The sequence below is a fragment of the Streptomyces sp. CA-251387 genome (assembly GCF_050936625.1).
Taxonomy (GTDB): domain Bacteria; phylum Actinomycetota; class Actinomycetes; order Streptomycetales; family Streptomycetaceae; genus Streptomyces.
The window spans coordinates 9122865-9135256 of record NZ_JBNJMJ010000001.1; the positions used below are offsets into that span (position 1 = coordinate 9122865).

Annotated in this window: 13 protein-coding genes; 8 read left to right on the plus strand and 5 right to left on the minus strand. The window is 71.2% G+C overall.

Annotated features, from left to right (window positions below; genetic code table 11):
- The first annotated feature begins 131 nt into the window (after positions 1-131).
- On the plus strand, positions 132-1004 hold the full coding sequence (locus tag ACQEV2_RS40725; RefSeq protein WP_433053737.1) for an RNA polymerase sigma factor SigF: 873 nt from the start codon (positions 132-134) through the stop codon (positions 1002-1004).
- Positions 1005-1169: 165 nt separating this feature from the next.
- Here the strand turns inward: ACQEV2_RS40725 and ACQEV2_RS40730 are convergent, their stop codons facing one another.
- Positions 1170-1643, minus strand: coding sequence for an ATP-binding protein (locus tag ACQEV2_RS40730; RefSeq protein WP_433053740.1), 474 nt, complete (start codon positions 1641-1643; stop codon positions 1170-1172).
- Positions 1644-2061: 418 nt separating this feature from the next.
- Here ACQEV2_RS40730 and ACQEV2_RS40735 point away from each other — a divergent pair, with 418 nt between their 5' ends.
- Complete coding sequence (locus tag ACQEV2_RS40735) at positions 2062-2463, plus strand: STAS domain-containing protein (protein WP_433053743.1); 402 nt, start codon at positions 2062-2064, stop codon at positions 2461-2463.
- Positions 2464-2598: 135 nt separating this feature from the next.
- Here the strand turns inward: ACQEV2_RS40735 and ACQEV2_RS40740 are convergent, their stop codons facing one another.
- Positions 2599-3033, minus strand: coding sequence for a MarR family transcriptional regulator (locus ACQEV2_RS40740; protein WP_433053746.1), 435 nt, complete (start codon positions 3031-3033; stop codon positions 2599-2601).
- A 200-nt stretch (positions 3034-3233) separates the two neighbouring features.
- On the opposite strand from ACQEV2_RS40740, the gene ACQEV2_RS40745 reads away from it, so the two are divergent.
- From ACQEV2_RS40745 to ACQEV2_RS40770, 6 genes are all read left to right on the plus strand, one after another.
- The gene (locus tag ACQEV2_RS40745) at positions 3234-4406 is read left to right on the plus strand and encodes a PP2C family protein-serine/threonine phosphatase (RefSeq protein WP_433053749.1); all 1173 of its coding nucleotides are present in this window, start codon (positions 3234-3236) and stop codon (positions 4404-4406) included.
- Positions 4407-4468: 62 nt separating this feature from the next.
- Entirely contained in the window at positions 4469-5368 is a 900-nt protein-coding gene (locus ACQEV2_RS40750; RefSeq protein WP_433053752.1) for an STAS domain-containing protein, read from the plus strand.
- Positions 5365-5787 (plus strand): STAS domain-containing protein, encoded by a 423-nt coding sequence (locus ACQEV2_RS40755; protein ID WP_433053755.1) that lies wholly within the window; start codon positions 5365-5367, stop codon positions 5785-5787. The genes ACQEV2_RS40750 and ACQEV2_RS40755 overlap by 4 nt, the downstream gene beginning before the upstream one ends.
- A complete protein-coding gene (locus tag ACQEV2_RS40760) occupies positions 5784-6227 on the plus strand; it encodes an anti-sigma regulatory factor (RefSeq protein ID WP_433053757.1) in 444 nt (147 codons plus the stop codon). Before ACQEV2_RS40755 ends, ACQEV2_RS40760 begins: the two co-directional genes overlap by 4 nt.
- On the plus strand, positions 6227-7456 hold the full coding sequence (locus tag ACQEV2_RS40765) for a SpoIIE family protein phosphatase (protein ID WP_433055181.1): 1230 nt from the start codon (positions 6227-6229) through the stop codon (positions 7454-7456). Before ACQEV2_RS40760 ends, ACQEV2_RS40765 begins: the two co-directional genes overlap by 1 nt.
- Positions 7347-9038, plus strand: a complete 1692-nt coding sequence (locus ACQEV2_RS40770) for a PP2C family protein-serine/threonine phosphatase (RefSeq protein WP_433055184.1) — start codon at positions 7347-7349, stop codon at positions 9036-9038. Before ACQEV2_RS40765 ends, ACQEV2_RS40770 begins: the two co-directional genes overlap by 110 nt.
- A 9-nt stretch (positions 9039-9047) precedes the next feature.
- Here the strand turns inward: ACQEV2_RS40770 and ACQEV2_RS40775 are convergent, their stop codons facing one another.
- The 3 genes from ACQEV2_RS40775 to ACQEV2_RS40785 all read right to left on the minus strand — a co-directional run bounded on the left by ACQEV2_RS40775 (position 9048) and on the right by ACQEV2_RS40785 (position 12368).
- Entirely contained in the window at positions 9048-9536 is a 489-nt protein-coding gene (locus ACQEV2_RS40775) for a MarR family winged helix-turn-helix transcriptional regulator (RefSeq protein ID WP_433053760.1), read from the minus strand.
- A gap of 403 nt (positions 9537-9939) precedes the next feature.
- Positions 9940-11421, minus strand: coding sequence for a flavin-containing monooxygenase (locus tag ACQEV2_RS40780; protein ID WP_433053763.1), 1482 nt, complete (start codon positions 11419-11421; stop codon positions 9940-9942).
- Entirely contained in the window at positions 11418-12368 is a 951-nt protein-coding gene (locus ACQEV2_RS40785) for a patatin-like phospholipase family protein (RefSeq protein ID WP_433053766.1), read from the minus strand. The genes ACQEV2_RS40780 and ACQEV2_RS40785 overlap by 4 nt, the downstream gene beginning before the upstream one ends.
- Positions 12369-12392: the final 24 nt, after the last annotated feature.

Below are 12392 nucleotides of genomic sequence, written 5' to 3' on the forward strand. Positions count from 1 at the left end.
GGCCGCGCCGAGCGGCGACTTCACGCCAATCCTCACCGCGATGGCGTGTTCGCGGTGCGAGAACGGGAGTGAGTCGCGCGAGCCAGGGCAGACGGGGGACAACAACTGGTAGCGGCGATCGGGAGGACGGCATGGCAGCCGTGACGGTGGCGCAGGCAACGGCCACGGCAGAGACGGTCACGACGGAGGCGACGGCACTGCCGCTGATCGAGGATCCGACGAGGGTGAAGCCCCAAGACGCACGCGAGTTGTCGCGTCAGTTCTTCGACCGACTGGTCATGCTGGAAGAGGGCACGCGCGAATACCAGTACGTGCGCAACACGCTGATCGAGATGAACCTGTCGCTCGTGCGGTACGCGGCCTCGCGTTTCCGTACCCGGGGGGACTCGCTGGAGGATGTCGTCCAGGTCGGGACGATCGGGCTGATCAAGGCCATCGACCGCTTCGAGGTGTCCCGGGAGGTCGAGTTCACGACGTTCGCCGTCCCGTACGTCGTCGGCGAGATCAAGCGTTTCTTCCGCGACACGAGCTGGGCGGTCCATGTGCCGCGCCGGCTGCAGGAGGCACGTGCGGAGCTGGCCAAGGCGACGGAGGAACTCAGCTCCCGCCTGGGCCGTACGCCGACTACCCGCGAGCTGTCGCAGCTGATGTCCCTGTCGGAGGAAGAGGTGATCGAGGCCCGCAAGGCCTCCAACGGCTACCAGTCCGCCTCCCTCGACGCGGCCGTCACGGCCGACGCCGACAACGGCGAGTCCGTCCTTGCCGATCTGCTCGGTGAGGAGGATCCGTCGCTGGAACTCGTCGAGGACTTCCACTCGTTGGCACCCCTGATCGCCGAACTGGACGAGCGTGAGCGCCGGATCCTCCATCTGCGTTTCGTCGAGGAGCTCACCCAGGCGCAGATCGCCGGCCGGATCGGTGTCTCTCAGATGCATGTCTCACGGCTCATCAGCCGCATCCTCAAGCGGCTGCGCGCCGGCCTGCTGGAGCCCGACGTGGCCTGACCCGACCTGACCGGAGGTGGCCCGAGCGGAGCCGGCTGGTTCAGGTGAACGGTGCCGGGCCTTGAGCGGCGTGCGTGGGGTGGGCCGGCCGAGTGGCCGAAGCCGTCGGCGCGGTCGGCCCACCGGCCCTGGTCCGGGTCAGGGCGATCCGGGTCCGGGGCAGCGTCAGGGTCTGTCGGCCGGTTGCCGCTCCGCCGACGCCGACAGGGGGATCACCGCGGTGACGCGCTTGCCGCCGGCCGGAAGATCCGAGACCAGCACGGTGCGGGACAGCAGGCACACGATCGGCCAGCCGCGGCCCCCGCAGCGGTGTCGTCCGTGACGGTCGACCGGGTCCAGGGCGACCGGCCGACGCCGCTCCCGGTCGCTGACGGACAGATGCAGGTTCTGGCCGACGACCTCCACGTCGAAGCCGGTGACACCGCCCCCGTGCAACATCGCGTTGGTCGTCAGCTCGGACGCCACCAGCAACGCGTCCGAGAGCGTGTCCGCCGTGCACGCGGTGCCCCTGGCACGCGACTGTTCGGACAGCACCCGCCGCACGACTTTGCGTGCCTCGGCGGGACTTCGCGGCCCGCGGCGCACACAGGCCGCGCCCGCCGGGCTCCTGGTGGCGCCGGTGCGGTATGTCTCACTCATCCTTTCGCTCCCTGATAGAAGGCGAGGAACGCGGGACCCGCCGTAGGTCCGTGAAGAACCCCGGGCAGGCCCCATGTCCCTTTCCTCCTGCACATCACGTGATGCCTCCTTTCTGCATGCGTGACCAGTCGACGAGCCCCCAAACCGCCCGGTGCGCCCAGGCACGCAAAAGCAGCCAGAAGCGTGACGGAGTACCGCTTCCCTGGCACGTCCCTGTGTGCGGGGGAGATTCGGGGGTAGACGGGCGAACGCATCGACGGGTCGACCAACAGCGCGTGGAGGACAGGAGCGTCATGCCCGAAACCGCCGGTGACCGGGCCGGGCAAAGGGCTGGTCAGAGGGCGTCCTCGCGCCGCGATGCATGAAATCCGTCCGTCGGGGCACCCGTTCCGATCGCCAACGCCTGTGGGAGGTACTTGTGTCCGTTGCCCAGAATCCCTTGTCGATCAAGGTGGAGCTGCCCCGGGAAGACGCCGTGCTGCTCACGGTCGAGGGCGACCTGGACATGGATACGGCCACCGAGTTGCAGCATCATCTCGCCAACCAGCTCCACCACAACCGACGTCATTTCCTGCTCGACATCGCCGGTGTTCCCTTCATGGACTCCTCCGGCATGAACATCGTCCTGCGGGCCTATCAGGAGGTACGGGAGATCCCGGGAGGCGTGTACGTCATCTCCCCGACGCCCGCGGTGCGGCGGATACTCGATCTCACCGGTGTCAGCATCACCGTCCCGATCGTGGAAAGTGTCGAGGAGGCGCTCGCCGTCGCGGACTCGCGGTCGGCGGACCCCGAGTCTTCGGCTTCGACGGACGAGTGAAGACCGCTTTGCGGAGCACCAGTTGATCGATCGCGTGCCGCACCCGCAGCTCCAACAGTTGCCGTTTGACAACTATGGCCATGAGGCAACAGAGTGAGCGAGTCAAGTGCGGGAGGTGTGTGCAACGTGCCGGATTCAGGCGCTCCTGGCATCGGAGGCCTCGTCGCCCTCGTGTATCTCCGTGGATGCCGCGGCGCAGAACGCCTCCAGTCCTTCCAGCAGCGCGGTGCGCTTCGAGATGGGCATCTGTTCCAGCACGGACTGCAGAGCGGCCTCGCGCCGAGCACGCAGCTCCACCAGAAAGGTCCGTCCGCGACGGCTCAGGCGCAGACGCAGTTCACGCCGGCTGAAGGCGCTGGGCCCTCGCTCCACGAAACCCACCGCCTGCAGGCGGTCGCACAGGCGGCTGGTCGACGGCGGCGTGGAGCCGAGGGCCTCGGCGAGCATGCGCAGGTTGATGCCGTCGCTGTGCTCCAGGATGAACAACACACGGATCTGGGAGGCGGACACCGGCGCGGTCGAGGCACGGCCCCACAGGACCTCCAGCAACTCTGCGGCCTCGGAGGTCACACGCGCCACCTCGTCCGATCGCGGATGCGAGTAGGAGGAAGTCACGCCCCCACTCTTCCAGGCTTCACGGGCACTGTCAGCCCACCGGTTCGGGCAATACGTGCAGAGCGCTAGATACGGACAAGAAGGACCGACAGACGGCGCCCGCGACAGCGTGGGGCCAGCACCGTCACCGTGACGAGAATGGCGTAACCGACATCGTGAACAGATTCGTGGCAGCCGAGCGGGCGCTTCGCTCCGCGGCTCCGCACCAACTCGTGGACGCGGTCCGCGAAGTCCTGTGCAACGACTACGCGGCGAACAGCGTCCAACTCTTCCTGGCCGACTACGGCCTCGCCACGCTCCGGCCCGTCCACCCGGCTCCGGGCCCGTCGGAGCCCATGCCGACGCACGGCAGTCCTGCCGCGCGGGCCTTCGGCTCCCAGGAGCCGTTCGTCGACAAGCTGACCGACGACCAGGTCTGCCTGTACCTGCCGGTGAGCGTGCGCGGCGACCGGCTCGGCGTCCTGGCCGTCACGATGCCCTCCGCCGGCCAGGCCGAGGAGTGCCTGCACGAACTGGCCGAGGTGGCACAGGTGCTGGGGCACGAGGTGATCGTCGCGGACCGGGACACCGATCTGTACCTGAGGGCCCGCCGCGCCGACCGGCTCACCCTGGCGGCGGAGATGCAGTGGCAACTGCTGCCGGGCCGCTCCTGCACCCGCCCCGAGTACGCGCTCGGTGCCCAGCTGGAGCCCGCCTACGCGATCTTCGGCGACAACTTCGACTGGTCCGCGACCGCCGACCGCCTGATGCTCTACATCACCAACGGCATGGGCGAGGGCATCGAGGCCTCCCTCCTGACCACCCTGGGCATCAACGCGCTGCGCAACGCACGGCGTGCGGGACTGCCCATCGCGGACCAGGCGGCACTCGCCGACCAGGCCATCCACGCCCAGTACCGCGGCGACGCCTACCTGTCCGTGCTCCTGCTCGACCTCGACCTGCGCACGGGGCGGCTGCAGGTCGTCGACGCCGGCTCCCCGCAGATGCTGCGGCTGCGCGGCCGTACCGTCACCGCCGTCGACCTGGAGGCGCAGCTCCCGCTGGGCATGTTCGAGGAAACGAACTATGTCGCCCAGGAGTTCGCCATCGAGCCCGGCGACCGGCTCGTCTTCGCCAGCGACGGGGTGTACGCCGTCGCCGCGCCCGGCGGCGAGCGGTACGGGGAGCGCGCACTGGCCCGCGCCATCGTCTCCACGAGCCTGCTGCCCGCGGCCGACGTCCCCGGCGCCGTGCTGAGAGAACTGTCCGGTCACCGCGGCACACCCGTGGCCGGTGACGACGCGCTCATCGCCTGTCTCGACTGGTTCGGGTCCCGCCAGGCGCCTTGACCGCACCGTCCAGCGCTCCCCGTATGGTCGGGGCGACGCACCACGTAGGAGGAGGGAAGCACGTGCCGGAGCAGCAAACGGCAGAAGAGCAGTCCAACCCGGTGGAGGAGGTCGAGGCCTTCCTGCGGCGGCGCCGGGAGCAGATCGCCCAACGCTGGGCCGACGCGACGCTGTTCCGCACCGTGTTCACCGTCTCCCGGGACGAGGCGGTGGAAGCCGGCCGGGCCGTGGTGGAGGCGTTGGCCGCGGTGGCCGCCTCCGGGCGCGTGGAGGACGCGGAGGCGGACGGGTTCGCGGTCGTCCGCGAGCAGCTGTCGCGTACGGCGCACTCCCGGGCGCGCGCCGGGGCCACCCTCGCGCAGATCTCGGCCGAGATGGACGCACTGCGACCGTCCGTCACCGACCTCCTGCTCGACGACCTCTCCGACGTACCCGCCGAGCATCTGCGCGAGTGCACGACGGCGCTGACCGTGCTGATGGGCACACTGCGCCTGGTCATGCTGGAGACGACGACGATCGCCGGGCAGGAACTCATCAACCGCCAGCGGCTCGAGCTGCTCGAGATCGCCACCCCCGTCATCAAACTGTGGGAAGGCATCGTCGCCGTACCGCTGATCGGCACGCTCGACAGCGCCCGCAGCCAGGTGGTGATGGAGACGCTCCTGGACGCCGTCGTCGAACAGCGCGCACGTATCGCGATCCTGGACATCACCGGAGTGCCGACGGTCGACTCCCTGGTGGCGCAGCATCTGATGAAGACCGTGGCGGCGGCGCGACTGATGGGAGCGGAGTGCATAGTGTCCGGGATCCGGCCGGCCATCGCGCAGACCATCGTCCACCTCGGCATCGACCTCAGCTCGGTGCTCACCCGCGCCAGTCTCGCCGACGCCCTGGCCTACGCACTGCAGCAGCAGGGCGCCCACATCGTGGCGAACCCCGCCTCGCCCGCGGAGCCTCGGTGACCGGCGCCGCCACCTTCCCTCACGAAGGACATGTGCCGGTACTGAGGCTCGGCGGGGTCCTTCTGGTCACCCTCCAGGGCGACCTGTACGACAGCACGGCCGAACGGCTCCAGCAGGACATCGGCGAGACCGTCTCCGACAGTGCGATCACCGGTGTGGTCATCGACCTGTCCGGGGTCGAGATCGTCGACTCGTTCATGGGCCGTGTGCTCAGCGACGTCGCGGCCATGACCCGGCTGCTGGCCGCCCAGACCGTGGTGGCGGGGATGCGCCCGGCCGTGGCCATCACGCTGGTGGAACTCGGCCTGACGCTGCCGGGACTGCGCACCGCTCTGAGCACCGAGGAGGCCCTGCGCCTGCTCGGTGCCGAGGTGACGGCCCTGCCCCGCGACGGGCGCGCACGCCGGGAGAACCCGTGACCCACAGCCCCGGCAGTGTCTCCGCCTGCCTGCCGATCCACTCGGACCTCGACCTGGTGCGGGTGCGGCAGCATGTGCGGCAGATGACCGCCCAACTCGGGTTCGGCCTGGTGGAACAGACCAAACTCGTCACCGCCGCCAGTGAACTGGCGCGCAACGCCCTCGTGCACGGCGGTGGGGGCCAGATGGAGTGCACGCCGGTGACCAACGGCGGGACGCAGGGACTGCGTCTCGTCTTCAGCGACCGGGGCCCCGGAATCGCGGACCTGGACCAGGCCCTGTCCGACGGCTACACCTCCGGTGAGGGCCTCGGGATGGGCCTGGGCGGTGCCCGGCGCCTGGTCCATGAGTTCTCCATCGACAGCCGCCGTGGCATGGGCACCACGGTGACGGTGACGTCGTGGATCTCCCGGCCGCCCCGTCCGCGCGAGGCGCCCTGATGCCGCGCGTCTGGGAGGTGCCGGTGCACGACTCGACCCGGGTACGCGAGGTACGCATGGCGGCCGGGGCCGCGGCCCGCCATGCCGGGCTGGCCGAGGACCGCCTTTCCGCCGCCGAACTCGTGGCCACCGAACTCGCCACCAATCTGCTGAAGCACGCCGGTGGCGGGCAGATACTCCTCGACCTCGTCGGTCCACCCGTTCCGGCCTACGGCGACGAGAGGATCTCCATGCTGCAGATCATGGCCGTCGACCACGGGCCAGGCATCCCCGACACGGTCGCCGCGCTGCGCGACGGCTACTCGACGACCGCCTCCCTCGGCGCCGGCCTCGGCACCTGCCTGCGCACTGCCGACGACTTCGGACTGCACAGCACACCCGGGCAGGGCACGGTCGTCATGGCCAGGGTCGCCCCCCGCCCGAACCGCTACAGCGGCGGCCCGCACCCGACCCCGCTCCCGGTGCGGGCCGGCGGGGTCAACACCCCCTTCGCGGGCGCGGAGTTCTCCGGCGACGCCTGGGCGTGCGTCCGCACCGGCGACCGCGTGACGCTGATGCTGGCCGACGGCCTCGGCCACGGCCCTCAGGCGGCCCGCGCCTCCTCCGCCGCGGTGGAAGAGGCGCGGCGCGCGTCCCACCTGCCACCGGCGGACCTGCTGCGCCGGCTGGACGGTGCCCTGCGCGGCACCAGGGGCGCGGCCGTGGCCGTGGCCCAACTCGACGTCGCCACCGGGCAGCTGTACTTCGCCGGGGTCGGCAACGCAGGGGCCCGGCTGCGCAGCGGCGACGGCTGGCACGGGCTGGTCTCCCGTCCGGGCATCGTCGGCGCACACCTCCCGGCGCGCCTGCCGCAGCACCAGGCGACCTGGACCGACGACTCCCTTCTGGTCCTGCACAGTGACGGCCTGCCGAGCCGCTGGAGTCCCGGCCCGGCCGCTCAGGCCGCGTCCTCCCTCGACCCCGCCGTGATCGCCGCCGCGATCGTGCGGGACGCCAGCAGCGCCGCCCGGCCGGTACGCGACGACACCGCCGTCGTCGTGCTGAGCCCCTTCCCCCGGACCGCCCCTCATGACCCGCACCTGGCACGTCCGCACGATCACCGAGGCCGCGCAGGCCCGTATCGCCGTCGCGCGGCTGGCCGCCGCGTGCGGAGTCACCCCCGTGGAGCGCACCCGCCTGGTGGCCGCGCTGAGCGCCCAGCTACGGCAGTGCCTCACCAAGGGAGGTGACTGGCGGGTCGGCGTGGAACTGGCCGTGTCACCCGGCGGGGGCGACTTCCGCGTCGAGGTGGCCGCGGCCAAGCGACGGCCGGAGGACCGGCGGCCCCCGTGGCATGCGTCTGCCCCCAGCGCCGAGGACGCGGACCTCTCCGATGCCGGACATGTGACCGACGACCCGGCCACGCTGGCCGAGGCCCTGTTCGGTGCCGACGAAGACACGGCACTGCTGCTGGAGCGGCTCGACGAGCAGGAGGCGCTGGTCGCCTTCCACCGCGAGGAACTCCACCAGACCAACCAGGGCGTGCTGGCGCTGCACGCCGACCTGGACGCCGCCGGCCGCGCCCAGCGCGAGCTCTTCGACGCCGAGCAGAAGGCGCGCAAGGAGGCCGAGAACGCCCGCGGCCGGCTGACGTTCCTGGCCGATGCCAGCGCCGCCCTCACGGCCTCCCTCAACCACGAGGCCATCGTGCGGCTGCTGCCCACGCTGCTGGTGCCGCGGTACGCGCGCACCGTCGACGTCTGGCTGTTCGACGGCACGGACGACGCGCAACGCGGCAGCCCGCATCCGGCCGCCGCCGTCCTCGCGGCCCGCCGCGGCCGCCCGCAGTACGCCGCCGACCATCCCGGCCATCTGCCCGGCGTCGACGACCAGCCGCCCTCAGCCCTCGACCCCGGCCGGCCGCTGCTGTGCATCCCCCTGCTCACCCGCCGGGCACCCCAGGGCGTCCTCACGCTGTCGCCGCCCGACGAGCGCTGGGACGCGGACGACGCCGTCATGCTCATCGAGCTGACCCGACGGGCCAGCATCGCCCTGGAGAACGCCAGACGCTTCGAACACAACCGGGACATCGCCGAGACACTGCAACGCGCCCTGCTCACCGAACTGCCCACCACACCCGGCCTGAGCCTGGCCGCGCGCTACCTCCCGGCCACCCGCGGCCTGAACATCGGCGGGGACTGGTACGACGCCTTCCGCCAGCCCGACGGCAGCCTGATCACCGTCATCGGAGACGTCACCGGGCACGGCCTGCACGCCGCGGTGATGATGAGCCAGCTGCGCACCGCGCTGCGCGCCTACGCCGTCGACGGCAGCAGCCCCGGCCAACTCCTGACGCGGCTGCACCAGTATTTGCACCGCCTGCGCCTCGACCTGTACGCCACCGCCGTCATCGCACGCTTCCACCCGGACGATCCCACGCTCACCTGGGCCGCCGCCGGTCATCCGCCCCCGGTGCTGCGCACGCCCGACGGTCAGGTGCGCACCCTCGACGCCAAGCCCGGTGCCATGCTGGGCATCCCGCTGAAACAGGAGATCCGGGATCACACCGTGCCGCTCCCGCCCGGATCCACGCTGGCGCTGTACACCGACGGTCTGGTGGAGCGCCGCTCCCAGGGGATCGACCCCGGTATCCGGCGCCTCGCCGAGGCGCTGGGCAGCTTCAGCCCGGCCGAACTCGACGCGGATCTGGAAGCGTCGGCCGACCGGCTCCTGCACCCGCTGCTGCACGACTCCGAACACGAGGACGACGTATGCCTGTTGCTGTCGCACGTGCCCACGAGCGCGGCCCGGCAGCGGACGCCGCAGTCCTGAGCCGGCCTTTCAGCCTTCCGCCCCGGCGTCCGCACCGGGCTCCGGGTCGGTGGACGGTCCGCCCTCGTGAAAGGCGCGCAGCACCTGTTCGAGCCGTGCGCGCTGCGGGGGAGGAACGCCGTCGAAGGCGGTGCTCAGACGCAGGGACAGCCGCTCGGTGACGTCCGTCAGGAACCTCCGCCCCTGAGCAGTGATCTCCAGGCGCACCTCGCGCCGGTCGTCGGGCTGCGGGCACCGCCGCAGCAGCCCGGCGGCTTCCAGCCGGTCGCACAGCCGGCTGGCGGCGGGAAGCCCGATGCGCAGATGCTCGGCCAGGGCCGTGACGTTCAACGAGGGCCGACCGCGCACGGCCCGTAAGGCGCGTATCTGACGCGGCGGCAGCCGCGGACGGACCTCTTCGACGGCCGAGAACCAGAGCGCCACCAGGCTCTCCACGGCTTCGACCAGCTGCCGTCCGACGATGTCGGAGGGGCTCTCGGGATCCTGCTCGCCGCACATGGTCCGTCATCCTTTGAAGACCGCGGACCACTCCCCACCGGAGCGTCCGGACAGCCTCACAGCGATACCCACGAACACTTCTCTCTCGGTCGACACCAGCCTGGGGTTCATCAGTGCAAGGGCCTACCCGAAGCGATGGAGAGTACACGGCTGCGCATGCGACGGCTGTGGCACGTGCTCGTCCTGCTCATCGCTGTCGACGCCTTGACTGGCCCCCAGGTCACTTTTGACGGGATCCGGCTGACAGGGCGGCCTGCCTCAGAGCTCTCTGCCGATCTCACTGCCTATGCGGAGAAGAATGGGCGCCCTGCGAGGCGTACGGCTTCGCGGTGGCGAGTCCGATGCCGCGTGTGGCGCCGGGCACGGCGATGCCGACGCCCGCGCATGTCGACCGCGGGGAATCTCATGGGCTGAGCGCCTGCCGGTCGGTGGGGTGGACGACGGCGAAGTCGCGGGCGTCGAAGCGTGCCACCTGTGTGCGGAGTCGGTCGGTGGACCAGGGCCAGCTGAAGCTGTTGCGGCCGTTGGCGTCGAGGTAGTAGCTCCGGCATCCGCCGGTGTTGTAGACGGTGCCCGCGAGGGCGGCCTGCAACTCGGTGTTGTACGCGCTCTGCACGTCGCGGCGTACCTCGACCGACGCCCACCCCTCGGCGCGTGCTGAGCGGATCACGCCCAAGGCGAGATCGAGCTGGGCTTCGAGGATGGTGAACGCGGAGCTGTGTCCGGTGCCCAGGCCGGGACCGAGAAGCAAAAACGTGTTGGGGAACCCGGCGGTGACGGTGCCGAGGTATGCCTCGGGGGAGCCCTGCCAGTGGTCGGCGAGGGACCGTCCGGCGCCGTCGTGGATGAGGCTCGACAGGGGCATGTCGAGGATGTGAAAGCCCGTGCCGAGGATGATCGCGTCCACTTCGGCGCTGCTGCCGTCGGCGCCGAGCACGGCGGGGCCGTCGACCGTGCGGACGGCGCAGGCGTGCACGTCCACATTCGGGCGGGTCAGGGCAGGGTAGTAGTGGTTGGAGAACAGGATGCGCTTGCAGCCGATGGTGTAGTCGGGGGTCAGCTTGCGGCGCAGTTCACGGTCGCGGACGGTGGCGCGCAGGTGGGCGCGTGCCACGGCCTGTACGCCGCGCAGCAGCGAAGGCCTGCGGAATCCGCGGCCCAGCAGCTCCATGGCCCGGTACTCCACCGCGGCCAGTGCGGCCCGGGCGCCGGGCATGTGCCGCATCGCCCACCGCTCGGCCTTCGGTATGCGATGGTCCGGCTTGGGCAGCACCCACTGGGCAGTGCGCTGGAACAGGTGGAGCCGGTCGACCTGCGGGGCGATGGCCGGGACGAACTGCACGGCCGATGCCCCGGTGCCGAGCACCGCGACCCGCTTGCCGCGCAGGTCGTAGTCGTGGTTCCAGCGCGCGGAGTGGAACACCTCGCCGGGAAACCCCGCAAGGCCCGGGATATCGGGGACGAGTGGCTCGTTCCACGGCCCGGCACCGGCGATCAGGAAGCGGGCGGTGAACTCGCCGCCATCGGTGCTGATCCGCCACCGTGCCGCGTCCGGCTGCCAGTGCGCCTCGGTCATGCGCACGCCGAACCGGGTGTGCTCGCGCAGCCGGTGCCGGTCGGCGACCCCATTCACGTAGGCGAGGATCTCCGGCTGATGCGCGTACACCCTCGTCCAGTCCGGATTCGGCGCGAACGAGTAGCTGTAGAGCCGGGACGGCACATCGCACTGGCAGCCCGGATAGGTGTTGGCCCGCCATGTGCCGCCGAAGCCGTCGGCGGCTTCGATGATCAGAAAGTCCCGGATCCCGGCCTCGCGCAACCGGACCCCCGCGCCGACCCCGGAGATGCCGGCGCCGATGACGATGACCTCGAAATGGGCGCTCATGTCGTGGTGCTCCTGTCGATGGCTCGCCGGACACGGTCGGGTGCGGTACGCAGGGAGACGTCGAGGGTGGCCGGGCGGCGGGCGACGTCCATGAAGTTGAAGCCCATGACGGCCAGTTCCTCGGCGCCGGGCTCGATCCGGACGACGCGGGTCCCCGCTGCCCGAAGCAGGTCTTCCTCCGCGTCGAGGGTTCGGGTCATCCAGCGCCTGGCGACGCGTTCGAGGCGGCTCAGTCCGCTGGCGGGCGCGCCCCCGGACGTCGTCATCGGGGCGACGATCACCACCTCGTCCAGGCCGAGCGGGGCAACGAGGTCTGCCGAAGTCGGCGACAACACCCCGCCGTCGAGGTAGGTGCGCCCGCCGATCCGCACGGGAGGGAACCAGCCCGGGATCGCCCACGAGGCGGCGATCGCGCTGCCGATGTCGGCGACGGGGGCATCGGGCGAACCGAACGGGACCCGTCTGCCGGTGCGCGTCTCGGCCGCCACCAGCCACGTATGTGACGAGGCGAGCCACGTGTGGCCGTCCGCCAGCGCGGCGCCGAAGCCCCGCAGCCACCCCGCATTTCCCCGGCCGCGGGGCAGGAGGCCGAGCAGACCCGACCCGAGCGGGACACGACCGCGGGCTGCCGCCGCCGTCAGCCCGGCGCCCGGTAGTCCCGGCCACGGAACCGGTGGCAGGGCGCCCGGGTGCGCGCCGACGTGCCGCAGGAGCAGCGGGTCGGCGTCGGACCCGCCCTGCAGCGCCGCGAGCAGGTCGGAGACCGACCGGCCGGACCCGAGCACGGACACGACCTCCGCCCCGGCCGACGTCCCCACCAGCACCTCTGCTGTGCGGGCATCCCAGTCGAGTTGCTCCTCCACTGCGGCCAGCGCGGCAACCGCCCATGCGAAGCCGAGGGTCCCGCCGCACCCGACGACCAGCCCGCGTCGCTGACGCCCCGCCATAGATTCTCCCGGTATTGGAATTCC

What these genes read in the sequence shown, in the direction of transcription:
- ACQEV2_RS40775 (WP_433053760.1), bottom strand. Translation starts at nt 9,536, where the DNA reads ATGTGCGGCGAGCAGGATCCCGAGAGCCCCTCCGACATCGTCGGACGG.
- ACQEV2_RS40780 (WP_433053763.1), bottom strand. Translation starts at nt 11,421, where the DNA reads ATGAGCGCCCATTTCGAGGTCATCGTCATCGGCGCCGGCATCTCCGGG.
- ACQEV2_RS40730 (WP_433053740.1), bottom strand. Translation starts at nt 1,643, where the DNA reads ATGAGTGAGACATACCGCACCGGCGCCACCAGGAGCCCGGCGGGCGCG.
- ACQEV2_RS40725 (WP_433053737.1), top strand. Translation starts at nt 132, where the DNA reads ATGGCAGCCGTGACGGTGGCGCAGGCAACGGCCACGGCAGAGACGGTC.
- ACQEV2_RS40765 (WP_433055181.1), top strand. Translation starts at nt 6,227, where the DNA reads ATGCCGCGCGTCTGGGAGGTGCCGGTGCACGACTCGACCCGGGTACGC.
- ACQEV2_RS40785 (WP_433053766.1), bottom strand. Translation starts at nt 12,368, where the DNA reads ATGGCGGGGCGTCAGCGACGCGGGCTGGTCGTCGGGTGCGGCGGGACC.